Origin of the sequence: Blautia sp. HCN-20427, from assembly GCF_037890365.1 — a bacterium.
Classification (GTDB): domain Bacteria; phylum Bacillota; class Clostridia; order Lachnospirales; family Lachnospiraceae; genus Blautia.
Genome location: NZ_JBBKBX010000006.1, coordinates 96,122 through 121,059 on the forward strand (window position 1 = coordinate 96,122; position 24,938 = coordinate 121,059).

The window sequence follows — 24,938 nt, forward strand, 5'->3', positions numbered from 1 at the left end:
ATTATATCCGGTATCCCTGTCTGTGTTTTGTAATAATAAAGTCTTGTACTCCCATGCAGGAAAGTTTCTCCCGGATACGATTGATATTCACGCTCAGGGCATTGTCATCTACGTAAAGACGGTTGTCCCACAGGTATTCTATCAAATCCCCTCTGGCGCAGATACTTCCTGCATGGCAAAACAGATAATATAAAATTTTCACTTCATTTTTTTTTGTCAATTCTACACTCTCTTCTCCCCTGGATATGGTGCTGTCCTCCAGATGAAGGGTGACACCTCTGTGTGTCAGACAGGTATTCTGTTCCCTTGGATAGGCTTTTTTGAGAAGGGAATCCATTTTTGCCAGAAGAATGGCTGTATGATAGGGTTTTGTGATAAATGCATCTCCTCCCAGCATAATGCTGTTCAATTCATCCATATCTGTGCTGCAGCTGGTGACAAACACAATGGGCACAGCGGAAAAGCTGCGGATTTTCGCACATAGGGAAAATCCATCTTCTCCTGGCAGTTTAACGTCCAGGAGAATTAAATGGGGGGAAAATTGCTTTACCGTTTCTATGGTTTGACGGAAATCTTCCACAGCCTGCACCTCATATCCGTGGCCTTTTAAAAGTGTTTTCAGTTCTTTTTGTATGACAGAATCATCTTCTATAATCAAAATTTTATAGTTCATTTTCAGAATTCCTTTAAATCATTCATTTTCAGAAAGAATGGCTCCGCTTCCCACCGTGCTTTCTGCTTTTTCTTTTTTACGGTCAAGACCTGCAAAGAAACCGGCAATCAAGGTTCCGGAAATGGAATGCCATACACAGGATACCGCACAGATAATTGCGGACTGCGGGGTGCTGGCAAACTGTGCCGTAGTAGTGGCCAGGTTGGTGGCAAGTCCCGCATTCTGCATACCCACTTCAATAGAGATTGTTCTTTTCTTCGCAGTGTTCATGCCTGTCAGTTTACCGGCACCGTAGCCCAACAGATAGCCCAGTCCGTTATGAAGCAGAACAGCTACAAAAATGACAACACCTGAGTTGAAGAAGTTTGCGCTCTGTGAAGAAATAACACCGCCTACTACGCAGGCCAGACCCAATACAGCAACACCGGGCATCATTTTCTGGATATTCTGGAAAGTCTTTTTCTTTCCCCAGAGATAGTTAAGAAGAAATCCTACGGCAATAGGAAGAATCACGGTTTCGATAATGGACACAAACATGGGCAGCCCCTGAATATTGATTTTTGTTCCGCTTGCCAGAAAAGAAACCAGAAGCGGTGTCATAATCGGGGACAGCAGTGTGGATACCGTAGTCATGCCCACAGAAAAGGCCACGTCACCGCCGCACAGGTAGGACATGATATTGGAGGAAACTCCCCCCGGACAACAGCCTACTAAAATCAGTCCCAGGGCAATGCCATCCGGCAAATGCAGGGCACGGCTGACCGCAAAAGCCAGAAACGGCATAATCAGATATTGGGCAGCTGCACCGATACAGATATCCAGAGGACGCTGCGCCAAAATTTTAAAATCCTGGGTCGTCAGTGTCAGTCCCATACTGAACATGATAATTCCGATAATCAAAGACTGGCTGGTAAATTTATTGCCCACCATATCTGTAAACAACTGGAAGTTGACCCAGCCCATCAGCCCCGGAAGGAAAAAGGTGACAACCGCTATGGCAATCACCACGGCCGAAGTGTAATTGGATAGAAATTTGCTTGCTTTTTGTAATGCTTTCATAGAAATCCTCCTTCTTCTGTGCAAACACCCAAGAAAAGTTTCATGAACTTTCACACGACAAAAAGCCCCCTCCGGCTCTTGCCGAAAGGGACGAATATAATCCGCGGTACCACCCTCATTCTGCAGATTTCCTGCAGCGCTCACATACTTCATATGTTTTCCCTTTAACGGAGGATTCCGGCTGAACCTACTGCTTCTTTCAGTCAGCTCCTTAGGGAGGATATTCACATTTCCCGCTATATCTGCTTTCACCAAACGCAGACTCTCTGAAATACCGTTCTGAAATATGACCTTGTTCCCTTCATCGGATTTCGGTGTTTTATCACATTAATATGTTGTAATTGATTTAATAACCATTATAGCCCTGATTTCTGAAATGTCAACTACTTTTTTTATTTTCCGCCATTTTCCTTTCATCATGGAGCTTATGCAAACATAGAAACGACCAGTCCTACAAGCAAACTTGTAACACCTACGATTGTCTCCATAATGGTCCAGGTTTTCAATGTAGTCTTTTCATCAATTTCCAGAAATGTTCCCACCAGCCAGAAACCTGCATCATTCACATGACTCAAAGCCGTAGCTCCCCCGCAGATAGCCAGACACATAGCCCCGCGGTACAACATATTCTCTCCCATGACCGCCGGCATAGAAGCCATGATACCTGATGCCATAGTAATGGCTACAATAGAACTTCCTACAGACGCTCTCACAAGAAGCGCAATGAAAAAAGCCACAAGTATCAGAGGTAAGTCACTGTTCTCCAGCATAGGTCCAATCACATTTCCCAGGCCGGAATCCTGAAGCATCCAGCGGATAACACCACCGCTGGCAATCACCAGAAGAATCATGCCAACCGGGCGCAAAGAGTGCTCCAGTATCTGCTTCAACTGACTTTTGGACATTCCTCTCCGTATTCCAAGAAAATACATAGAGAATAAAGTAGCTATCGTAAGTGCCAGAAAAGGTTCTCCTAAAAATTTCAATCCATCTTTAACTTCTTGTGGAAAAGGCATGTATTCTGCAAGTGTACTGCAAAGAATCAATACCAGCGGCACCAGAATAACCCCCAGCACAAGTCCGAAAGAAGGAAAGGTTTCCTCCTTTTCATCATGAATTTCCTTTACATTCTGGGGTAACTCGGTAAAAATCTTATTTCCAATAAATCTGCCCCAGATAATTCCTGCTGTGGTCATGCTGAGAATTGCTGTAGGAACGCCAAGTAAAATCATAGTTCCCAGATTTACGCCAAGAGCATCGGAGACCAGCACAGACGCAGCAGAAGGCGGCACGAAGGCATATCCGCTGGCCAATCCTGCCAGAAGAGGAATCGCATAATACAGGGTGGACTTTCGGGTCTGCTTTGCCACGCTGAAAACCAGCGGAATCAATACCACAACTCCGGCTTCAAAAAATACTGTAGTTCCAATGACCAGTCCGGTGATAGCCAGCGCTGCCCCTGCCTTTTTCTGTCCAAATCTGTTGATTAACGTCTGGGCAACTACTCTCGCACCTCCGCTGGATTCCAGAATGCCTCCAAACATAGAGCCAAGTCCTACCAGTAAGGCAATTCCCTGAAGGGTTTCTCCCACTCCCTTTTCCACAGTCTCAGAAATCATAGACAGCGGCATGCCTGCTCCGATTCCAATGAGAATAGCGGAAATCATCATAGATAACACCGGGTGCAATTTCATTTTGATAATAAGCACCAGCAAAACTACAATTCCAACTGCGGCAGCCACCATCAGTCTTGTTGGGTCGGCTGTAAATGTTGTATCTGCCATTTTTGTATTCCTCCTAAATCATCTGATGTTTTTTCATGTTTTTTTTGATTTTCACTTTGTTTTTTTGTTTTTACTTCATTGCAATCTATTTATTCTCCAAATTCATCCGATGTTTAACATTATAATTTTTTCATTTGCAAAAAACAACATCGTAATTTTATCCAATTTTCACTTTTGTTTTTTGTGCATTTTCACGATTTGACAAGAAATCTCCTTCTACTTTATTATATAGAACAAAGGATACATTTAAAAGAAACGAGGAAAACGTATGACCAATCCGATCTCACCAGACGCTTTAGATGAAAAAAGTCTTCCGCAGAAAATAGCCGAGGATATCATTGCATTGATTTTAGAAGAACATCTGCAGCCCGGAGACAAGCTGCCTAACGAATCAAACCTGTCGAATCGGCTCCATGCCGGGCGCAGTTCCATTCGTGAAGCCATGAAGCTTCTCGCTTCCCGAAATATTGTCACTATCCGTCAGGGTTCCGGAACTTATGTAGCTGCTTCTCCCGGAATGGTAGAAGACCCTCTTGGTTTCACTTTTATAGGCGATAAAAAGAAACTGGTGGCAGACTTGCTGGACGTACGCTTTTTACTTGAACCTTCCATTGCTGCAATGGCTGCAAAATGGGCAGATGAAAACGACATCCGGAAAATCACTGCTTTGTGCAGCGAAGTGGAAGATTTACTGCTCCAACAGAAAAATCACATTCAAAAAGATATTGAATTTCATACGGCCATTGCCATGAGCAGCAAGAATCTGGTGGTTCCCCGCCTGATTCCTGTCATTAACAGTTCTATTCCTTTGTTTGTGGAAATAACCAAAAGCCGTCTCTACACAGAGACGATAGAAACTCACAGGGAAATCACAGAAGCTATCTGCGCCCACGACTCTGTCCGTGCGCAGGATGCCATGTACTTGCATTTAGTCTATAACCGGCGACTGATTCAGAAAATGGCAGAAACCTGATATTTTCTGGCCCGCAGATAAAAAGAGAGACTTCTCAGCAGCCCTCCAGGGTCTATCTGAAAAAAGTCTCTCTTCGCTCATTGCTAAAAATATTTTTCCTCTACAGCTCTTTTTTCTCCATAATTTTGACACTGATACTGTAGGAGATTCCCAATGCCAGTACACACAACACGATACTGCCCAAAATATATCCCCATACGGGAATATCTGCCAAAAATCCCACGGCTTTCTCTGCTTCTATGCTAAGATGAAGCAGACGATTGAGCACAGCTATACTTCCCATTACTGCTATCACAATAGCAAAGAGAAAAATTCTTCCCTTTTCACTCCCAAATTTCAGTTGTATGGGAATCATAATTGCAAAAAAAACTATCATAATTACAGCTGTGACTCCTCCTTGAACAAAATAGGGAATCATCAGAAAATCATCATGGAATATGCCATATCCTATACCCAAAAGCTGGCATAACACCAAAGTTCCAACTCCACAGATTATGCCGTACACATATTTTTCTCCTGCGTATTCTCTTCTGCTAACCGGAAGAATCAGCAAAAAGGGCAGGCTATTGTCAATCTCATCATAACTGATAGTAGATATGGTAAAAAAGCAGAAGCCAAAAGGCAGATAGACGGTAAGAAAACCCACATTGCCTCCGGCCAGCGCCGGAATCATTCCAATCAGCAGCAACATCAAAAAAAATCTTCGCTGTCCCTTCATCAGGGCAAAATCTTTCAGTAATAATCCTTTCATATTGCTTCTCCCTTCACCATCATGGCAATCACTTCGTCCACGTTTCCCTTTTCTAACGCAAGGTTAGGATAATTTTCCATATAAAACTGCTTTTCTCTGGTCAGACAACGATAACCATAGCTTTCTTTCATTACCCGCAGCAAATACTGTTTTTCCATGGCATCGAACTGGCTCTGTGTCACCTTTAAAATACCGTACTGCCCCAGCAGTACATCCATTTCCTCATGAAGTACAATCTCTCCGTTGTCTATCATATACAAATCATCACAAAGCCCCTCCAAATCTGTAGAAATATGAGAGCTAATCAAAATGGTTCTCTCTTCGTTTTCCTCCATGTAGGCCCGCAGCATATCCAACAACTCTTCTCTGGCCAGAACATCCAGTCCGGTGGTGGGCTCATCCAAAAGCAGTAAATCTGCTTTATGAGTAATGGCTGCCAGAATTTTCGCCTTTGTCAGCATACCTGTGGAAAACTCTTTGATTCTTTTGTCTGCCGGAAGTTGATAGCGGCGGCAGTATTCCCGGAACATGGCTCTGTCAAACCGGGGGTACATCCGGGAAAGCACGGTTTCCATATCTTTCATCGTAAGATATGTATTAAATCCCCCATTTGCCAGCACCACTCCCATCCGCTGCTTTTCCGCTTTTGTCCAGGTATGTATCTCCTTTCCGAAAACCTCTATGCTTCCTCCGTCTATGGAAATCAGCCCTAAAACAGATTTAAAGGTTGTGCTCTTTCCCGCACCGTTGGAGCCCACCAGTCCGGTAATGCAGCCTGCGGGAATTTCCATGGAACAATTTAACTCAAAGGTTCCGTAAGACTTTCTTAAATCTTTGATTTTCAACATACTCTATTCCTCCATAATCAGGTCGAAAACTGCCCGGATATCTTCCTCTGTCATGCCGTACCTTCTGGCTTTCTCTATGGCATGCTCAAATTCTGCCTCTATTTCCTTCTGCTGCTCCTGCAGCTTGGCATCCCGGTTGACCTGGGCCACATAAGTCCCCTTTCCGTGTACGGTAATGGTAAAGCCTTCTGCCTCCAGGGTATCGTAAGATTTCTTTACTGTGAGGGCGCTGATTTTCAATTCTTTTGCCAGACCGCGCACAGAAGGAAGAATCTCTCCCGGATTTAATTCTTCGTTTAATATCATAGTTTTTATCTGGTCCACGAGCTGCTCGTAAATGGGGACCATGGATGAGTGATGGATTATAATCTTCATGGTTTTCCTCCTCTTGTAAACAGTATATAACAGCATAGAACTGTTGTCAACTGTTTTATACTGTTATATACTGTTTTTTATTTTTTAAGAGAAAAACCGCTGCGACAGACATTTTTCTGTCTCACGCAGCGGTTTTTCCTGCAACTCTATGTTTCCAATCTATTTGTCATTCGCTGAAGCGAATTCTTTCCATTAAAGACTCTTTTTTCAAAGATTTTCCAATGGCCGTACTGAGGATAACCTGAAGCAGTATCATCACAATAATCAGACCAAGAATCGCCTGGGTAGGATAATGGAAATACTGAATCCCCATGATATGGTTTTCTTTTGCATAGAGGAAAAACAGGTAACCTGTAAAACTGCCCAGACTCACAGAGCAAAGCAGAGTTCCCATGGTATAGAACAGTCCTTCCAGATTCAGCATCTTCACAAGCTGTTTATCTGACAAGCCGATGGCCTGCATCATACCAAGTTCTTTCTTCCTCACATGAATGCTGTTTATCATGGTATTCATCATGTTCATCATACAGATAACACCTAAGATTCCAAGGAAAACATAGCAGGACAGATACATAAAGGACATAGATGTTTTATATTCTTCATACCCCTTCTGCCAGGAATCTGCAAGCTCGATACCACCGGCCTTTTCACAGGCAGCAACCAAGGCCTTTTCCAACTCTGCATCATAGTCCTTGTCTGCAAAAATACTCAGGGCGTCATTGACATTGTATTGGCTCATAGCATTGACTGCGCTCTTGGCAGTGAGAAAAGTTGAATAATTGACAATACCCTCTGAATAATTCCCAATTGCCGCAATCTCCAGGCTTTTCTCCTTTTCTACATTGCCGTCCGAATACTGGAACGTAATTTTATCTCCTACTTTCAGTTCCGGATACCAGTGAAGCGCTGTCTTAGAAAGAATGACTTTATTGCCTTTCTGCAGTTCTTCATAAGTTACTTTTCCTTCTACAATACCCTTTTCCAGTATTTCAGCATAATTTTCCGAGTAACCTACAAGGGATAACTGTTCTTCAAATTTTTTATTCTTCAATGGAATACACGGTTTTACTTCTGTCTTCTCCACACCATCCAGACTCTCAATTCCCCGGATAAATTCCGGTGTCAGAGGATTGTTCTGCTGAACCTGACTCCATTCCAGTTCCGGATGTTCTTTATTTCCGGATTCTGTAATAACAGAAAGATAATACTGTCCGTCAATACTGGAAGCAGCAGACTCTCTGGGAGCTGCGCAGGATAAACCGGCAGACACGGTCACGAAGAAAACTCCGGTAATCGCCATGGAAACAATGGTAATCACTGTTCTCTTTTTATTCCTTGACAGATTGGAGCAGGTCAGGCGGAACAAGTTCAGATATTCGTAACCCTTTCTCGTTCCTTTTCCCTTACGGCCTTCTCCGTTATAGCGAAGCGCCTCTATGGGAGAAATTCGGGCGGCAATTTTCATAGGCTTCAAAAGTGAAAGGTAAACGGTCATAAGCGCCACACCTGCAGCCAGAAAATACAGCCATGCATGAAGATACTGTACTTTGTGATTCTTTACAATCTCAGATATGGCAGTTATCACCATGTCTTCTTTCTTATCCGCATTTATGATTTTATACATCAAAGGAAAAACTCCCTCCAATGTAGCTGTTCCTGCCAACAGACCTGCCGGAATGGCAAACGCTGCCGTAAAAAATCCTTCCCTCAGAACAATCTGGCGAATCTGGTGTTTTGTGGCTCCTATGGCTTTTAATCGGCCGTACTCCTGTACCTTATGAATCATGGATACATAATATATACTGTAAATGGTAATCACTCCGGCCAGTACCACAATCAGCATAATCATTATAATCATAGGAATGGTAGAGGGATCCACATAATTGGCTGCCAGATATTCTGTATTTACCACCAGGCTGTCTTCAGGAATCTCAAAGGCAGCAGCAATGTCTTTCATCTCCTCTTCCATGTCATCTGTTGTAGCTGAAGGTACCGTTGGAAGGCGAAAATAGACGCGGTAGGAAATATCTGTCACGGGAAAATTCTGCTTCACAAATTCTTCAGAAACAAAGGCGCTGTATAACTTCTTGTCTTCATTTATCTGGCTGTCTGCTGTCATACCGCAAATAACGAAATCCTTTTCCCTGCTGTAATCCAGGCCTTCATTTGTTATAGGCTGGTAGGGCACGCGGATAGTATCACCTATCCTTCCCTCCAGTCCCATGGCCTTTAACAGTCCTTCGGACACCACAATTTCATTCTCCTTCTGTGGAAAATGCCCCTCTGCTAATTCTGATTTGTTCAGTTCGGCACAAGTTTCGTCCAGATACACCATACTGATGGTGTATGTTTCGTTTACCATAACAGCCGGGTCACACCGCAGGCCCATACTTTCCAGACGGTCCGAAGCCTTCAGATTCTGTGCAGTCTGGGGAGACACGTCGCGATACAGCCCATGAAAGGTTGGATATACCTGATTTACTGCCGCAAATTCCAGATTCACAACACCAAATCCAACGCCGGGAATCACAAACAGCAGAAGGGTGGTGAGAAAAATGGCGATACCTGTTAAAATATTTCGGCTTTTATTCGCCCTGATATTGGAGAAAGCCGTTCTGGTTACCGTCTTCATTCTGCCGTCACCACCTTACCGTCTTCAATGACAATAATCTCGTCTGCCATCTGAGCAATGGTTTCATCATGGGTAATCATCACCAAAGTCTGTCCGTATTTGGTCACACAGGTTTTCAGAAGTGCAATAACCTCCAATTCTGTCCGGGAATCCAGATTTCCGGTGGGTTCATCGGCCAGAATAATCGAAGGCCGTGAAGCAAGTGCTCTGGCAATGGCCACTCTCTGCTTCTGTCCTCCGGAAAGAGCATTGGGAAGATTTTTCAGCTTATCCTCGATGCTAATGGTTTTTATAATTTCCATAACATAATTATGGTCAACCTTTTTATTATCCAATCCCAGAGGAAGTACAATATTTTCCCATACGTTCAAAGAAGGAAGCAGATTGTAGTCTTGAAAAATAAAACCTATTTTTTTCCTTCGGAATACTGCAAGCTGTTCATCCTTCAGTTTAAAAATGTCTTCCCCGTCAATAAACACCCTGCCTTTATCCGGTCTGTCCAGACCGCCCATTAAATGCAGCATGGTACTTTTTCCGGAACCGGACCTTCCTACAATCGCTGTAAACTTCCCTCTCTCTATCGTCAGATTCGTATGGTCTACTGCCTTTACCAGATTTTCTCCCTTTCCGTAATATTTCTTTAAATTTCTGATTTCTACCATTGGTTTCATCTGTCATGCTCCCTTCTGTTCTGTTCTTTCTGTCTCTACTATGCATAATACAACAGAAGACTTGCAATTTGCTGACAGGAACCTTACAGTTTTGTAATTCTTTTTGTAATTATCCGCGAATAAAGTTTGTTTTGATTTTTTCTTCCGGCTTGGGTGCTTCTATTCCCGCTTTTTTTCCGGCCTCAATGCATTTCAGTGTCCATGCCATATTTTTTCCCAGCACACGCATAATCTGCAGTCCTTCTTCATCCTGTTTTACCTCTTCCGGTGTATTTCCATGCACCATATTCCAGTAATTGGAGGAGATAATTGGCATCTGATGAAAGGCAAAATATTTTGTCAGAACATCTAAGGTCGCGGTTGTGCCGGCTCTTCTGGCAGAAGCTACGGCAGCAGCCGGTTTATACAGCATATCCTTTCCTGCCAGGGAACACAACTTATCCATGAATTCTATAATCTGCCCTGTGGGAGAAGCCCAGTATACCGGAGAACCTACAATAATACCATCTGCTTCTTTCAGCTTCAGAGCAGCTTCCTTTACCAGCTCTTTATCCGGATTTCCTGCCTGAAAAATTTCTGTCTCAATACCATTTTCCTTTAATGCCTCTGCAACTGTACTTAAAGCTGTAAAGGTACAGCCTGCCTTTCTGGGACTTCCATTTAATAACAATACTTTCATATTATTTTCATTCCTTTCTCCATAACTTTTAAATTTCTATCTTATTATACTCTAAGAACGGCTTTTCAGCAATTCCGTCTGTTCATTTTCTCCCAGCAGATACAACTCATGCAAAGCTCTGGTAATAGCCACATACAGCAGTTTGGCTTCCTTTACATTCATTTCGTATCGCAATGTATCCGGCTGCCATAAAACTACGGCGTCAAATTCCAATCCTTTTGTCAGCGTAACCGGAAGTACCATAATTCCATTATGAAAGCCCTCTTCCTGTTCTGTCTGCAGAACTTTCCGTACAGTCTCTGTATCCTTTTCATCTCTGCAGATGACAGCAATCGTTTCAAAGCCTTTCTGCTGTATGTTTTCCAGCAATGCTTTCAGTTGTTTTCCAATGTCTTTTCTTTGCTGCATTTGAACGCAGACCGGATTTCCATGGCGGATAACCGGCTGTATTTTATAATTCCCAAGAGAGGCTTTTTCCAAGACTCTTCCTGCGTACTGGGAAATTTCAATGGTGTTTCGGTAACTCTTAGCCAGCAGATAAAAACTATCCCTGTCATCTCTTAGAAGAATCTTTTTCAAATCTTCCCAGTCATTTAAACCTGTCTCATACCGAATATTCTGAGATACATCTCCCATAATGGTAAAATAACAGCGGGGAAGCACCTGACGAAGTACATAGTATACCGTCTCTCCAAAGTCCTGGGCTTCGTCCAGAATTATCTGACTGAATTCATCCGTCTCTTTTTTCAGAAAAATTCTCTTTCGGATAAGACACAGCGCCGCTGTATCATACAAATCCATCTGCCCCTTTTCCACATGCGCTATGGTTTCCTTATACCCGCCTTCAAATTTATGTGTTTCATCGCCTGCCTGTTCCAGTTCTTCCAGAAACGTTCTGTATATCTGTATTTCTGTCCACTTATTTTTAGAAGAACAAAAATAATTCCGGTACGCTTTCTGCTTTTCTTTGCGAAATCCCTCTTCCTTTTCCGTACACAAAAACTGAATTCGCTGACGGGTTCGCTGGTTCAACAGCTTCTCTAACTGAAACAGGGACAGCTCCGGGTTTCGGCTTCTGGTATCCTGCATATTCTCTTGAGACAGTATCACACCTAATTCCCGGTCCCGAATATCCTGTAAATTCAAATGTTTCTCTATCCACTTTTTCAAAAAGCATTCCAGTGCATATACAAAATCCAGTCTGCTTTTTTTGCAGGCCTTGGTGTCTTCTTCTATGATGCTGAACTTTTTCTTCCAGGACTTTTCCATGAGGTAAGGAAGGAACACGTCCATCCTCATCTGACGCACATGGTTCACGTCCAGTTCCGGCAAACCGCTGCTGATATAGTTCAAAAGCATATCGCTGCTTCCCACAATACAAAATTCCGATGGCTTATATACCTCTTCATAGTTATACAGAATATAAGAAATCCTGTGAAGTGCCACTGTGGTTTTCCCACTGCCTGCCACGCCCTGTACAATCATGTTTTTATATGGCGTAGCACGGATAATTTCATTTTGTTCTTTCTGAATGGTTGCAATGATGTCTCCCAGCACGGCTTCCTTATGCTGAGAAAGATATTTTACCAAAAGTTCATCACTGGCCGCTGTATCATTGTCATAAAATCCCAGCAGCTTCTCTCCCTGCAAATCATAAGTTCTCTTTTTGAAAAGCCGGATGTTTACAGGCTCACTCCCCGGTACTTCATAACTGCCTTTTCCCAGTTCATTTTCATAATAAACACTGGAAACCGGGGCTCTCCAGTCTACAATCATTACCTCATTGGAATTTCGTGTAACACCGTTTTTTCCGATATAACGGCTTTCTGTCACACCATAAGATTCGTCATCATAGTCAATTCTGCCAAAGTATGCCTTGTTCAGCGCTGCCCTGTTTTTCCGCAGAGAATTCTGTATGTGCTCCAGAATATTTTTCTCCGCTTCCAGCAGACCAAAGGAGTCACCCTCCCCTTTCTTCACAGCCTGAAAAAGTTGTGTCACTTCTTTTTTACTGACCGCTTCTTTTTCTTCATACTCCCGAATGTTTTCCCGGATGATTTCCAGACACGACAATAGACGCTGTTGTTCTAACAGCATATCCTGATTTTTTTCCATTTTCTTTCCCTCACTATTCGCAAATTTCACTCTAAAATCTGACTCGGACACCGTTTTCTCAAATTTTACAGCATCCTCCAGTTTAGGCGGTTTACCATTATAGCACAGGATTGAAAAAAATACCAGAAGTTTTATCCTCTCTTTGTCAAGCTTCAGCCAAGGGCAGCATAATGTGAAAACAGCTTCCTAAAATACCGCTTCTATCTTTGACGCAAATGGTGCCCCCCTGCTGTTCCAGAATCTGCCTGGCCAAATAAAGACCTACGCCTGCACCATCACGTTCCATTTCTCTCGCTTCCTCACCACGATAAAACCTCTGAAAAATCTTGTTTCTGTCCTTTCTCGGAATTCCAATTCCCTCATCGAATACTTCAATGAGTACATAAGAGGTCAGCTTCCGCATGCGTATTTCTACTTTCTTCCCTGGCTTTGAATACTTAATGGCATTGTCCAGAACGTTAATCATGGCCTCCTGGGTCCAGCGAAAATCATGATTTGAATAACAGTCCTCCAGTTCTGCCGAAAGTTCTATGTTTTTATCTACAGCCTTCATAATCACCGTATTGACTGCTCCAAGAATGGTTTTCTTCAGACTTCTCACCTGCGGCTCCAAATGAATCATGCTGCCTTCCAGCCTGGACATATTCAGCAGCAGTTCCATGAGTTTTCCCAGGTTCTCCAATTCCTGCTTTCCCTGTATGTAAAACTCCTTCCCCTCTTCTTCTGTAAGTGTATCATCCTCCATCATTTCATAGCATACTCTGAAAGCTGCAAAAGGAGTTTTCAACTGATGGGAAATATCCGTAATCAGGGCTTTTGTACTGCTCTCTTCCTGTTCCAGGCGCTCCTTCATATTTTCTATGTAAGTTCCCAGCTTTTCTTCTTTCTCTCTTAAGCCCCACAAATAATCTGACTGGATGTTCAAAAGTTCTGCGGTATCAAAATTTCCATCCATAAAGCGTTCCATACTGTCTTCCAATACTTTTATCTGCGCCCGTTCCAGATTTTCTTCTGTTTTTGCTCTTTTTCTGATAAAAAACACCGCACCTGCAAAAATCCCTGCAATTATCAGTATCTCCGAAGCAAACAAAAGCAAAATTTCTTTGCTTTCCTTTGCAGAGAAAAAATAGTATCCGTATTTTTCCTGCAGTTCTTTCTGTTTTTCTCGATCCGCCTGTTTGGTATCGGCAGTATTCTTTGCTTCTCTGATTTCTATCCAGACACCTTCTGACCATGGATACCGCAAAGCCAGTTGTGCTGCCTGCCTGTTCCTCTCCTCATAACGATACACCAGATAAACCGAAGACAGCAATAAAATTCCTGCCATCACACACCCAAGCACTGCGGCCATGCTTTTTATTTCTTTGTTACCGTGTCTGTCCATATGTATCCCAATCCCCTTACATTTTCTATGGCATTGGTATGCAGTTTGCTTTTCAGCCGGCTAATATTAACGGTCACCGTATTTTCGTCTACAAACTGTCCCTCTCTGTCCCATACCATTTCCAGTATCTGCTCCTTTGTCATAACGGTCCCTGCGTGTTCCATCAGACAAATTAAAAGCTGCAGCTCTTTCTTACTCAATATTACAGGCTCTTTCTGCCTGTATACCTGCATAGTAAGACAATTCACTTCGATGCCATCCGAAAGCAAAATCTGTCCCTCTTGCTGCCCGGCTCTGCGCATTAATGCATTTACTTTGGAAATCAATACCAAAAGACTAAAAGGTTTTGTCATATAGTCATCTGCACCACAGTCATATCCATTGACAATGTCCACTTCCTGGTCCAGGGCAGTAAGAAAAATAATAAAAACTTCGCTTTTTTGTCTTACCTCTCTGCAAAAATCCATTCCACTGCCATCGGAAAGCGTAATATCGCTAATAACCAAATCTATGCTCCCTTTCTGAAACAGCGCTTTTGCTTCTTTGAGAGAAAAAGCGGACAAAACTTCGTATCCTTCCTTTTCCAGTTTCAGAGAAATTCCCCTATTTAAGGCTTTATCATCTTCCAGTAATAATATTCGTTTCATCGTCTGCACTCCTAAAACAGATATGATATAGACAAAGGTACGGCTGCCGCATTAAGTACCTGTCAAGAATATTCCTGCTTCATGCAGCAGCCGCAACTCCTTTTAAGATATGTTCAGAACTTTGTCATTTAAAATTCATTCCCCGGAAATCTGGGAATTCCTGCAAATCCCTGTTCCAAATCTTTCTCTGTGGGAATATAATCTGTCATCTGCCCATTGTTGAATTTTTCATATGCGTACATATCAAAATATCCAGTTCCGGTCAATCCGAAAACGATGGTTTTTTCTTCTCCAGTCTCTTTGCACCGAATTGCTTCGTCTAAAGCCACACGAATTGCATGTGCGCTTTCCGGCGCAGGCAGAATTCCTTCTATTCTTGCAAACTGCTCTGCAGCCTCAAATACAGATGTCTGTTCTACCGCCCGGGCTTCCATCAGGCCATCATGATACAGCTGAGATAAAATGGAACTCATGCCGTGATAGCGAAGTCCCCCTGCATGATTGGCAGAAGGAATAAAATTATTGCCCAATGTATACATTTTCTGCAAAGGCGTAACCATACCTGTATCACAAAAATCATAGGCAAACTTTCCTCGGGTAAGGCTCGGACAGGAAGCAGGTTCCACTGCAATAATCTGATAATCCTTTTCTCCTCTTAATTTTTCTCCCACAAACGGAGAAATCAGACCTCCCAGATTAGAACCACCTCCGGCACAACCAATAATGATATCTGGTTGGATATCATATTTTTCTAAAGCTGTTTTTGTCTCCAGTCCAATCACTGTCTGATGCAATAACACCTGATTTAACACACTTCCCAAAACATAGCGGTAGCCTTCCTGCTGTACAGCCCTCTCCACAGCCTCTGAAATGGCACAGCCAAGACTTCCCGATGTGCCTGGGTGTTCCCTCAAAATTTTTCTTCCTACCTCTGTCGTATCTGAAGGCGATGGTGTGACTGCAGCACCATAAGTCCTCATTACCTCTCTTCGGAATGGTTTTTGTTCATAAGAACATTTTACCATATATACCTGGCAGTCCAATCCAAGATAGGCGCAGGCCATAGACAGTGCAGTCCCCCACTGTCCTGCTCCGGTTTCTGTAGTAACCCCTTTCAATCCCTGCTCTTTTGCGTAATAAGCCTGTGCAATCGCAGAGTTCAGTTTGTGACTTCCACTGGTATTATTTCCCTCAAACTTATAATAAATTTTAGCCGGCGTCTGCAGCTTTTCTTCCAGACAATACGCCCGAACTAGCGGGGAGGGACGATACATTTTATAAAAGTTTCTGATTTCTTCCGGTATTTCTATAAAAGGAGTTGTGGTGTCAAGCTCCTGTTTTACCAGTTCCTCACAAAAAATCTGTCCCAATTCTGCCTCCGTCATAGGCTGATAAGTCTTAGGATTTAACAGAGGCGCTGGTTTGTTTTTCATATCCGCCCGGACATTATACCATTCTTTTGGCATCTCACTTTCTTCCAGATAAATTTTATAGGGAATTTCCTTTTTTATATTCGACATAGGCTTTCTCCTGTATTTCTATGGTTATTTTTTATATACGGTTATCGTGTAATTTTGATGGAATACGTCTCCCGCTTCTACAGAGACAATATCTGGTTTCTCTGAAATGTCTCCTTCAAAACCGTAATCATCACATCTTCCTCTCCATGGTTCCAGGCAAATATAAGGTGCGCCCGGAAGACTCCAGATACCAAAATTCGTAAATCCTTCACATTCCATAAGAATATATGGAGTACCATCCGGATACGCAATCCCTGCAAGCGTAATCTGAGAACCATCAAAAATCAAAGCATCTTTATCAAACATATGCTCCGTAATCGCACATCCGCTGTAAGCACCGTATGTATCTAAAGGCAGCCTGTAAGTTTTTTCCCCATCTGCATTGCACGAATCTCCATAGACAAGGCGGTATTCCAGTGCTTCTTTTCTGTTGAAGAGAAGCTTATATTCTGTCTGCCGGGTATCCTCCAAAATCGGCACATTAAATCCCGGGTGCCCTCCTATAGTAAAGTACATCTTTTCTTCATTGTTGTTTTCTACGTCCCAGACAACCTCCAACGTTCTTTCTGTCAGCCGATAAGTCACATTTAAAACAAAAGAAAATGGAAAATAAGCTCTGGTAGCTTCATCATCTCTCAAAGAAAATGTCAAAAGATTATCTTCCTGTTTTATACATATAAACTCTGAATCTTTTGCAAAGCCATGTAGGTCTGTATCAAAGCGCCTTCCGTTGTAATAGCAGCAATTTTTATAATGACGCCCTACATTGGGAAATAAAAGAGGCGAATGGCGTTTCCAGAACTTTTCATCTCCATACCATAAAACTTCTTTGTTCATTTCCTTATCAAAAAGACTCTGTAACTCTGCTCCTTTTGAGGAAACTACAATTTTTAAATACTGGTTCTCTATCTTGTACATTGTAAAAACTCCCTTTCCCAGATACCAAGTCTGTAATCTTTTCACTTTTTTATAGTTTATCACAGCCGGACAAGGGATACAAGAAAGTCTTTAAAAGGCTCTGCAATTTCAGACAATATCATCTGTAAAACTCTTCTTCCAGGATTTCACTGCATGTTTTCTGTAAACTGAAATCAAACAAAATCTGCAGCAGTCCAAAACGATTCCTCAAATCTTTTGCAAAATAAATCCCCTTTTTAAAAGTTTCCAAAGACACTTGGATTTCTGCCGGAGAACTGGGTGCTCCCATCGATTTTAAAATCTGTGCAACCGTCTTTGCAGAAGGAAGATTTTCCAGAACAGACCCGATTTCTTCCTGTTTTTCTTCCCACACGCTTCGTCTTCTCAGAACCTCATTATCCGCATTTTTCCCAACCTCCTGTTCCAGCTTTAGAACTTCCGGCGCTGCCGGACCATAGGCCTCCTCAATTTCTTCTGCCCACTTTTTATACGAAAAAGCTGATACTTGCTGCGAAAGCCCCATGTTTTTCTTCTCTTTCAGTATTTCATATAACCGCAGGGCAGCCACTGTTGCCACTCCTACTTTTGTTCCGTGCAAAGGGTCAGATTGGTGTCTCAGCAAAAACATCATTTCCCAATAGTGAGACATATGATGTTCACTTCCTGAAGCCGGACGGGAATTTCCAATATAGCTCATTGCAATACCGCTTAAAACCAGTCCTTCCATAAGAGCAGCTACTGCATTCTTCTCTCTCTTTGCTGCTGCCTCGGCATTTTCTGTTACTTTCTCTATCGATTTTCGAACTAATGCTGTCACTTCCGGACAAAGATACTCCTCATTTATTTCATGAGCCAGCTGCCAATCTGCCAAACATACATATTTCCCAATAATGTCCCCGACGCCTGCAGCAAGCATATGCATGGGTGCTTCACAAAGTACCTGTAAATCTCCGATAATCACTCTGGCCGGTCTTGCTGTATAAGTTGTTTTTAAATGACGGATAATCAGTGGAGAGACATTTGAGGCATACCCATCCATAGAAGGAGCTGTTCCCACAACATAATAATCTATTTTCATTTTATAACTGACGTACCTGCACAAATCATTAATCGTTCCGCTTCCTACAGCTATGATTAAATCACAGTCCTGAGGTACCTGTGTAAAAAGGTAAATCAAGGCCTGTTCATCCGGCACCAGTTCCGGCTCATGATAAAGAACCTTGCTAAAGTTGTATCCTGCTTTTGTAAGTTCCTCATACACCCGGAAACCGGCGGCTTTTTCCGTATGCTCGTCACATACCACACACAATTTTTTATAGGAATGACGACTTAAAATCCCCGGCAGGCGGCAAATTGCATTCTCCTCAATAAGAATTTCCTCAATATCACAAAAATGTGTTCTTCCACAGCTGCATTCAATTTCTTTTTGCAAATAAGCCTTCCAATCTGTTTTTTCCATATCTTTCTGTCCTTTCTCTGCTTCAATGGCATGAATTCTAACAGCAGAGTAGCATAAAAGATACTCATGGTCAAATTGGATGTCAAAATATTAATCCGTTCTATTATTAATATTTTAAAATATTAATTACAATTTCCGAGGATATGATGTACTTCCTCTAATAATCAAGCGAGGTTCATATTCTATATGATGAATCATTCCCTCCTTCAAAAAACCGCCTCTTTCCTGTTCTGCTTCTATCTTGTCAAGAAGAAGGCGACAGGCATCTTCCCCTTTTTTGGGGGCAAAATGCTCCACAGTTGTCAAGTCAATCCCTTTCATTCCGGAAATTAATAAATTGTCGCAGCCCACTACGGAAATTTCTTCCGGAATTTTGTAATGCAGGTTTAAAAGTGCATCGCGGATTCCCAGAGCAACCATATCACTGCTTCCGGCTATGGCAGTTAAATCAGGAACTTCTCTAATCATTTCCAAAGCCAGCTCATATCCTGTCCTGTATTCCATATCTTCCTCTTGAAATAAAATGTCCATCTGTTCCGGAAGGCTCTTAATATAAACACTGTCTCCATATCCTGCTTTTTCAAAAGTTTCACAGAAACCTTTCATTCTGGCTCTTCTGGCGGATTGCCTCTGTGTCAGAGGAGTGGATAAAAAGGCTGCTTTTCTGTGTCCCAGTTCCAGCAAATGCCCAGCAAGAAGTTCACCTGTTTTCTTACTGTTCAGTTCCACTGTGTCCATTCCTTCCACAACAGCTTTCTCTCCAATAAGTATAACCGGTATCTTTTCAGAAATCTTTTGAAGAAGTTCCGTAAATACCGGCGTGAAAGTACAAATGACTCCCGATGGATTCAGTTTTTCTATTTTTTTCAGGTACTTCTCCTCTGTTTGATAATCCCTCCTAGTATTACATAAAAACACGTCATACCGATTTTTCTGTGCTGTCTTTTCAATTCCCTGTAAAAGAGAACAATAATACGGATTGGATAAATTGGGACACATGACAAAAATAGTTCCTCTCATGGACACCCTGGTTCTTGAAGCCTTCTTTTCATTCGTATATCCCAATGTCCGAGCTGCCTCTTCCACCCGCTCTATCGTTTCTCTTGAAAAAGAGACATTATATTTTTTATTAAGAATCATGGACACAGCTGACTGAGAAACGCCTGCCTTTCTGGCTACATCTGTAGAAGTAATTTTTTTTCGGTTCATGAATGCCTTTCCTTTCCCCAATTATAAAATATCTTCTCCTATTGTATCATAGCGAAAAAGCATTGCAAGAACTGAACACGCTTATTTATTTTCTGAAGAGTAATATGGAATGCACAAATAGGAGCCCTCATAAATTACATCACTCTTCATGTGGTTAATCTTTTTAACTTCTCTGATATAGTCTTCTGTGGAATCATATTCTTCCGTCTGATATTCCTGAGCTATTTCCCAGAGACTTGTTCCCTCTTTTATTTCGATACTGGTAAAATACTTATGCCGTACAGACTCCTGTGTACCCGCACTGGCCGTATCAGAAGTAACCCAGAGCATTCCTAATACCACTGCACACAATAAAACTATAGCATACAAAAAACTTCGTTTTCTTCTTAATTTACTTCTCATTCTCATACCCTCCGTAAAATCGCGAAAATATGTTCGCGAACATCTGTTTGCTTTCTATCTGCAATCAGCATACTACAAGAACACATGTTTGTCAATACTTTTATCGAACATATTTTCGTTTCACGAACAAACTTTCCGAATATCTGTTTGCATTTTCTGTAAAGCTGTGATATGATAAAAGTAAGATTTCGATGATTCGGAGGTACCAGATTATGTCATATGGAAAAATAAGTCAAAAACAATCTGAAATTTTAGAATATATGAAAAATGAAATTTTAAACAGAGGATTTCCTCCTTCTGTAAGGGAAATTTGCGAGGCTGTGAATCTGAAATCCACATCCTCTGTCCATTCCCATCTTGAAACACTGGAAAAAAACGGCTATATTCGCAGAGACCCAACCAAACCCCGTGCCATAGAGATTGTAGATGACAATTTTAATCTGGTTCGGAGAGAGACGGTTAATGTTCCTATTGTTGGCAAAGTAGCTGCAGGACAGCCGCTTCTTGCCATGGAAAATGTCGAGGGATATTTCCCCATTCCTTCTGAATTTATGCCCAACAACAAAACTTTTATGCTGGTCGTAGAAGGTGACAGTATGATAAATGCCGGAATTTTCAGCGGAGATTATGTGCTTGTAGAACAGCAGCCTACTGCTGAGAACGGTCAAAAGGTTGTTGCACTGGTAGACGACTCTGCAACAGTAAAAACCTTTTATAAAGAAAAAGATTATATTCGTCTTCAGCCGGAAAACGATTCCATGGATCCTATCCTTGTAGGACCGGAGCAGGTTTTCCAGATTCTTGGAAAAGTAATTGGTGTGTTTCGTTTTATGCGTTAATTTCAGCAAAAAAGAAGAACCCCATAGAAGCGTCTCTGATTTTCCACTTGGTATTCTTGAGCACACTTCGTATGGAGTTTCTTCTCTTGCTTTTACATATCTAAATCTGTTCTCTCAACTAAAGTTCCATCTCTCCAGATACGTTCTAAATCATAGAACAGACGGTTTTCTTCATCAAAAATATGAATCACGACATCTCTGTAATCCATAAGAATCCAGTTTGCGCTCTGGTATCCTTCCATCTGTTTGGCTTCTACACCGGCTCTTCCCAGCACTTCATCCACATTATCTGCCATGGCCTGCACCTGACTGCGGTTAGTTCCGCTGGCAATGATAAAGTAGTCTGCCAGTGTTGAAATCTGTTCAATCTGAATAATTTTAATATCCTGAGCCTTTTTATCTTCCATGGCCTCGCAAGCCATGCGTGCTATTTCTTTACTATTCATGGTCTGTGTTCTCCTTTTCCTTTTTTCCAAGGTGCAGCGCTTCATAATATTGAAAAGCCTTTTCTGTATAAGGATCGATAAGTTTTGCACTGGTTTCCAGATAGGAAAGGCTGTCTTTTAAAATGTAATACATTCCTTCATCTAAATCCATAAAAGCTACTTTTCTCACCCAGGACAGATTGGGTGCTCTGTCTCTTCCAGGTTCAATATAGTCCGCTATATAGATTATTTTCTCCAGACTGCTCATATCCTCTTTCCCTGTAGTATGCCAGCGGATAGCAGACAATATTCCCAGGTCATGTATATCGTACTTCTCTTTTGCAATATAAACACCCAGCTTCGCATGAATCAAAAACGGATTTTGCTTTTCAAAGGTACTGAGTTCAATGCCCTGCTTCCGGCAGATTTTCAACTTCTTTTTATTGGGAATACACTTTGCACAATCGTGAAGCAGACCTGCCAGCCGAGCCTGCTCCATATTGGTTCCATGAGCCATAGCCAGGGCTGCCGCTGTGTACATCACTCCCTGGGTATGCATAAAACGGTCTTTATCCAGATATTTTTTCAATTTTTTCTCAATTTCCGCAAAATCATATTTCATCTTTATCACTACCCTTGTATATATTATTCTCCATGATATAAGATATCACCTGGTCCGGTACATAATAGGCCAATGAACGGCGCTGCTGTATCCAGGTACGAATCTGCTCTGAAGAAATATCAATGTTCAGAGAATTCAGCTTTTCTATTCTTCCCCCGTATTTTTTCTTCAGTGCGGCAATGGTCTCGTCTAAACGCTGATGACTGGTATGATTTCTGGTGGCTACCAGAATTGTACAGACATTCAGAATGCGGAAAGGTTCTCTCCATTTTTCAAAATCATACAGAGAGTCTGCTCCCAGAATAAAAAAGTATTCCGTATCCGGATTTTGGTTTTGCAAATTTTCCAGTGTTCTGTAGGTATAGGTATATCCATCCTGCCGCATTTCTTCCAGAGACAGTTCAAAATGCGGATTTGACGCTATAGCCCTTTTCACCATTTCTGTGCGCTGCTCATCACTGGCCCGGTCTTTTCTTTCTCTTTTATGCGGAGGGTTTCCGGCAGGCATAAACAGCACCTTATCCAATTGAAACTGTTCATATGCCGTTTCTCCCAGAATCAAATGCCCTATATGAATAGGATCAAAAGTACCTCCCATGATACCGATTCTCTTTCTTTTTTCCCGCATAACACTTTCCTCTTTTTTGTTATTCTTTATGGCAGAAATATCTTTTTCTTATTATCCTTGCCTTCTTTATATAACACAATTTTTTTACCAATGACCTGTACGACCTGAGAACGTGTACGCTCTGCAAGCACTGCGGCAATTTCCTTCGGGTCATCCATACAGTTCTGGAGAACACTGATTTTAATCAGTTCTCTTGCCTCTAAGGCTTCTGCAACAGCTGCTGTATTTTCCGGTGTCAAACTGGATTTTCCAATCTGAAAAATCGGTTCCATAGTCATTGCAAGCCCTTTTAAATACGCTCTTTGTTTGCTTGTCATGCTTTATCTCCTGTTTTCCTTATTTATAATAATCAAAGTCAAAGCCATACATACGAACCGTATCCCCTTCCTGGATACCTGCTTTCTCCAAATCTTCCAGAATACCGCTTTCTTTTAAGAATTTCTGGAAGAACAGGAACCCTTTTTCGGAATCCAGATTGGTATAGCCCAGCATTTTTTCTATCTTTGGACCTTCTATAATGAAAACATGCTCGTCTTCTTCGTCCTGTGCTACTGTATACGGAAGATTTTCTGTAATCAGTGCGTCTTCCGGGAAAAACTCCTGCTCAAAAATTACAGGCTCTTTATCTATTGTATCCAAAAGCTGTTTTACATAGTATAAAAGTTCTTTCAATCCTTTTCCGCTTACCGCAGAAATTGCAAAAACTTTCATTCCCTGAGGTTCAAATTCATCACGAATCTTCTGCACCGGGTCTTCATCCCCTGCATACACGGCATCTATTTTATTTGCTGCAATGACCTGTGGACGCTTCATAAGTTCCGGGTCATAGGCTTCCAGTTCTTTATTGATTTTATAAATATCCTCAATGGGGTCTCTGCCTTCTGTGGACGCTGCGTCTACCAGATGAATTAAAACCCGTGTTCTTTCAATATGACGCAGGAACTGATGTCCTAAGCCCACACCTTCTGACGCGCCTTCAATCAATCCCGGAATATCGGCAATAACAAACCCGTTGCAGTCATCTAAATCCACCACACCCAAATGAGGATTCAGAGTTGTAAAATGATAATTGGCAATCTGAGGTCTGGCATTGCTGACTCTGGAAAGCAGAGTGGATTTTCCTACGTTTGGAAATCCGATAAGTCCTACATCGGCAATGACTTTTAATTCCAGCTGCACTTCCAGTTCCTGTGCCGGCTGGCCGGGCTGTGCATATTTAGGGACCTGCATAGTTGCCGTAGCATAGTGCTGATTTCCCTTTCCGCCTCTGCCGCCTTTTAATACAATCTGTCTGGTATTTCCGCCGGACATATCCGCAATAACTTTTCCGCTGACTGCCTCTTTAATAACGGTTCCTTCGGGCACTTTTAAAACAATATCTTTTCCATTTGCCCCATGGCATCTTTTTTTGCCGCCTTCTTCACCGTTTCCTGCGGCATATTTACTTTTATGACGGTAATCGGTCAGTGCATTCAGACCTTTATCCACTTCAAATATGACATCTCCGCCCTTACCGCCATCTCCGCCGTCAGGACCGCCGTTTGGGACATACAGCTCTCTTCGGAAACTGACATGTCCATCCCCGCCTTTTCCGGAGCGGATATATATTTTTGCTCTGTCTGCAAACATAATAACCTCTTTCTTTTATTGAAAAAAAGTGGCTTCAAACCCCTGAAAGATTTGAAGCCGCCTTGTTATCGTAATTACTCTTCAGTAGCCACTGGAACTACAGAAACCTGTTTTTTGTCTCTGCCTTTTCTCTCGAAACGAACAACACCATCAACTAATGCGAATAATGTGTCGTCTCCGCCTCTGCCTACATTTACGCCTGGATGAATTTTTGTTCCACGCTGTCTGTAGAGGATGTTTCCAGCTTTTACAAACTGTCCGTCAGCTCTTTTGGCACCAAGTCTTTTAGACTCAGAGTCACGTCCGTTCTTTGTAGAACCAACACCTTTTTTATGAGCGAATAACTGAAGGTTCATTTTTAACATGTCTTTACACCTCCTCGAATATTACATCGATATACTCCATGTATTCTTCTTCTATCCCCTGTAAACCAAGGATAAGCGAATTCAGAAGCAACGCCGTTTCTTTGGAATATCCCGGCTCTATTTTGAAATCCAGCCCTCCCATCTGCTCATCTACATCCACAGTAAACCTGTCCTCTGTAAACTGCTCAATGGAATTCACTGTATTCTGCGCCAGCACCGATACAGCTGCACACACAATATCACTGCCGCTTTCGGCATATCCTGCATGACCCTGCATGGCAAAACCTAAGATTTTCTGCTCTGAATTCTGATAAATCGTCACTTTAATCAT

At 42.1% G+C, this 24,938-nt stretch carries 26 protein-coding genes and 1 other annotated feature; of the genes, 2 read left to right on the plus strand and 24 right to left on the minus strand.

Going from position 1 to position 24,938, the window contains the following annotated elements:
• Position 1: 1 nt before the first annotated feature.
• The 3 genes from WKT17_RS05445 to WKT17_RS05455 all read right to left on the minus strand — a co-directional run bounded on the left by WKT17_RS05445 (position 2) and on the right by WKT17_RS05455 (position 3,516).
• Positions 2 to 673: a response regulator transcription factor gene (locus WKT17_RS05445; RefSeq protein ID WP_340271891.1), complete on the minus strand. Its 672-nt coding sequence runs from the start codon at positions 671 to 673 to the stop codon at positions 2 to 4.
• An 18-nt stretch (positions 674 to 691) separates the two neighbouring features.
• On the minus strand, positions 692 to 1,732 hold the full coding sequence (locus tag WKT17_RS05450; RefSeq protein ID WP_173749722.1) for a bile acid:sodium symporter family protein: 1,041 nt from the start codon (positions 1,730 to 1,732) through the stop codon (positions 692 to 694).
• Positions 1,733 to 1,815: 83 nt separating this feature from the next.
• Positions 1,816 to 2,046: a binding site (T-box leader), on the minus strand.
• 111 nt (positions 2,047 to 2,157) lie between these two features.
• Positions 2,158 to 3,516 (minus strand): GntP family permease, encoded by a 1,359-nt coding sequence (locus WKT17_RS05455; protein WP_173749723.1) that lies wholly within the window; start codon positions 3,514 to 3,516, stop codon positions 2,158 to 2,160.
• Between the two features lie 268 nt (positions 3,517 to 3,784).
• Between WKT17_RS05455 and WKT17_RS05460 the strand changes: the two genes are divergently transcribed.
• Complete coding sequence (locus tag WKT17_RS05460; RefSeq protein ID WP_173749724.1) at positions 3,785 to 4,489, plus strand: FadR/GntR family transcriptional regulator; 705 nt, start codon at positions 3,785 to 3,787, stop codon at positions 4,487 to 4,489.
• A gap of 100 nt (positions 4,490 to 4,589) precedes the next feature.
• Here WKT17_RS05460 and WKT17_RS05465 read toward each other — a convergent pair whose 3' ends face one another.
• The 14 genes from WKT17_RS05465 to yneA form a co-directional block, all read right to left on the minus strand.
• Complete coding sequence (locus WKT17_RS05465; protein ID WP_173749725.1) at positions 4,590 to 5,240, minus strand: ABC-2 transporter permease; 651 nt, start codon at positions 5,238 to 5,240, stop codon at positions 4,590 to 4,592.
• Positions 5,237 to 6,088 (minus strand): ABC transporter ATP-binding protein, encoded by an 852-nt coding sequence (locus tag WKT17_RS05470; RefSeq protein WP_340271892.1) that lies wholly within the window; start codon positions 6,086 to 6,088, stop codon positions 5,237 to 5,239. The genes WKT17_RS05465 and WKT17_RS05470 overlap by 4 nt, the downstream gene beginning before the upstream one ends.
• Positions 6,089 to 6,091: 3 nt before the next feature.
• A complete protein-coding gene (locus WKT17_RS05475) occupies positions 6,092 to 6,463 on the minus strand; it encodes a GntR family transcriptional regulator (RefSeq protein WP_340271893.1) in 372 nt (123 codons plus the stop codon).
• Positions 6,464 to 6,629: 166 nt separating this feature from the next.
• A complete protein-coding gene (locus WKT17_RS05480; protein WP_294460525.1) occupies positions 6,630 to 9,095 on the minus strand; it encodes an ABC transporter permease in 2,466 nt (821 codons plus the stop codon).
• Positions 9,092 to 9,766, minus strand: a complete 675-nt coding sequence (locus WKT17_RS05485) for an ABC transporter ATP-binding protein (RefSeq protein WP_173749729.1) — start codon at positions 9,764 to 9,766, stop codon at positions 9,092 to 9,094. Before WKT17_RS05485 ends, WKT17_RS05480 begins: the two co-directional genes overlap by 4 nt.
• Positions 9,767 to 9,875: 109 nt before the next feature.
• Positions 9,876 to 10,445: a flavodoxin family protein gene (locus WKT17_RS05490; protein WP_173749730.1), complete on the minus strand. Its 570-nt coding sequence runs from the start codon at positions 10,443 to 10,445 to the stop codon at positions 9,876 to 9,878.
• A gap of 51 nt (positions 10,446 to 10,496) precedes the next feature.
• On the minus strand, positions 10,497 to 12,560 hold the full coding sequence (locus WKT17_RS05495; RefSeq protein ID WP_173749731.1) for a HelD family protein: 2,064 nt from the start codon (positions 12,558 to 12,560) through the stop codon (positions 10,497 to 10,499).
• 145 nt (positions 12,561 to 12,705) lie between these two features.
• On the minus strand, positions 12,706 to 13,944 hold the full coding sequence (locus WKT17_RS05500; protein WP_173749732.1) for a sensor histidine kinase: 1,239 nt from the start codon (positions 13,942 to 13,944) through the stop codon (positions 12,706 to 12,708).
• A complete protein-coding gene (locus WKT17_RS05505; RefSeq protein ID WP_173749733.1) occupies positions 13,917 to 14,591 on the minus strand; it encodes a response regulator transcription factor in 675 nt (224 codons plus the stop codon). The genes WKT17_RS05500 and WKT17_RS05505 overlap by 28 nt, the downstream gene beginning before the upstream one ends.
• Before the next feature lie 128 nt (positions 14,592 to 14,719).
• Positions 14,720 to 16,111 carry a TrpB-like pyridoxal phosphate-dependent enzyme gene (locus WKT17_RS05510; protein ID WP_173749734.1) on the minus strand — a complete coding sequence of 464 codons (1,392 nt, stop codon included), beginning with the start codon at positions 16,109 to 16,111 and terminating at the stop codon, positions 14,720 to 14,722.
• A gap of 24 nt (positions 16,112 to 16,135) precedes the next feature.
• Complete coding sequence (locus tag WKT17_RS05515) at positions 16,136 to 17,029, minus strand: aldose 1-epimerase family protein (RefSeq protein WP_173749735.1); 894 nt, start codon at positions 17,027 to 17,029, stop codon at positions 16,136 to 16,138.
• A gap of 118 nt (positions 17,030 to 17,147) precedes the next feature.
• Positions 17,148 to 18,488, minus strand: a complete 1,341-nt coding sequence (locus tag WKT17_RS05520) for a sn-glycerol-1-phosphate dehydrogenase (RefSeq protein WP_173749736.1) — start codon at positions 18,486 to 18,488, stop codon at positions 17,148 to 17,150.
• 126 nt (positions 18,489 to 18,614) lie between these two features.
• Positions 18,615 to 19,697, minus strand: a complete 1,083-nt coding sequence (locus WKT17_RS05525) for a LacI family DNA-binding transcriptional regulator (RefSeq protein ID WP_173749737.1) — start codon at positions 19,695 to 19,697, stop codon at positions 18,615 to 18,617.
• An 81-nt stretch (positions 19,698 to 19,778) separates the two neighbouring features.
• Positions 19,779 to 20,099: a cell division suppressor protein YneA gene (gene yneA / locus WKT17_RS05530; RefSeq protein WP_226853673.1), complete on the minus strand. Its 321-nt coding sequence runs from the start codon at positions 20,097 to 20,099 to the stop codon at positions 19,779 to 19,781.
• A 212-nt stretch (positions 20,100 to 20,311) separates the two neighbouring features.
• Between yneA and lexA the strand changes: the two genes are divergently transcribed.
• Entirely contained in the window at positions 20,312 to 20,938 is a 627-nt protein-coding gene (gene lexA, locus WKT17_RS05535; protein WP_173749739.1) for a transcriptional repressor LexA, read from the plus strand.
• 92 nt (positions 20,939 to 21,030) lie between these two features.
• Here lexA and rsfS read toward each other — a convergent pair whose 3' ends face one another.
• The 7 genes from rsfS to WKT17_RS05570 all read right to left on the minus strand — a co-directional run bounded on the left by rsfS (position 21,031) and on the right by WKT17_RS05570 (position 24,938).
• Positions 21,031 to 21,384, minus strand: a complete 354-nt coding sequence (gene rsfS, locus WKT17_RS05540) for a ribosome silencing factor (RefSeq protein ID WP_173749740.1) — start codon at positions 21,382 to 21,384, stop codon at positions 21,031 to 21,033.
• Positions 21,377 to 21,985 carry a bis(5'-nucleosyl)-tetraphosphatase (symmetrical) YqeK gene (gene yqeK, locus WKT17_RS05545; protein ID WP_291683319.1) on the minus strand — a complete coding sequence of 203 codons (609 nt, stop codon included), beginning with the start codon at positions 21,983 to 21,985 and terminating at the stop codon, positions 21,377 to 21,379. The genes rsfS and yqeK overlap by 8 nt, the downstream gene beginning before the upstream one ends.
• Entirely contained in the window at positions 21,975 to 22,613 is a 639-nt protein-coding gene (gene nadD, locus WKT17_RS05550) for a nicotinate-nucleotide adenylyltransferase (protein WP_173749742.1), read from the minus strand. Before nadD ends, yqeK begins: the two co-directional genes overlap by 11 nt.
• A gap of 26 nt (positions 22,614 to 22,639) precedes the next feature.
• A complete protein-coding gene (gene yhbY / locus WKT17_RS05555; RefSeq protein WP_003021144.1) occupies positions 22,640 to 22,930 on the minus strand; it encodes a ribosome assembly RNA-binding protein YhbY in 291 nt (96 codons plus the stop codon).
• Between the two features lie 19 nt (positions 22,931 to 22,949).
• Positions 22,950 to 24,242 (minus strand): GTPase ObgE, encoded by a 1,293-nt coding sequence (obgE, locus tag WKT17_RS05560; protein WP_173749743.1) that lies wholly within the window; start codon positions 24,240 to 24,242, stop codon positions 22,950 to 22,952.
• 74 nt (positions 24,243 to 24,316) lie between these two features.
• Positions 24,317 to 24,607 (minus strand): 50S ribosomal protein L27, encoded by a 291-nt coding sequence (gene rpmA, locus WKT17_RS05565; protein WP_072449350.1) that lies wholly within the window; start codon positions 24,605 to 24,607, stop codon positions 24,317 to 24,319.
• 4 nt (positions 24,608 to 24,611) lie between these two features.
• Positions 24,612 to 24,938, minus strand: a complete 327-nt coding sequence (locus tag WKT17_RS05570; protein WP_173749744.1) for a ribosomal-processing cysteine protease Prp — start codon at positions 24,936 to 24,938, stop codon at positions 24,612 to 24,614.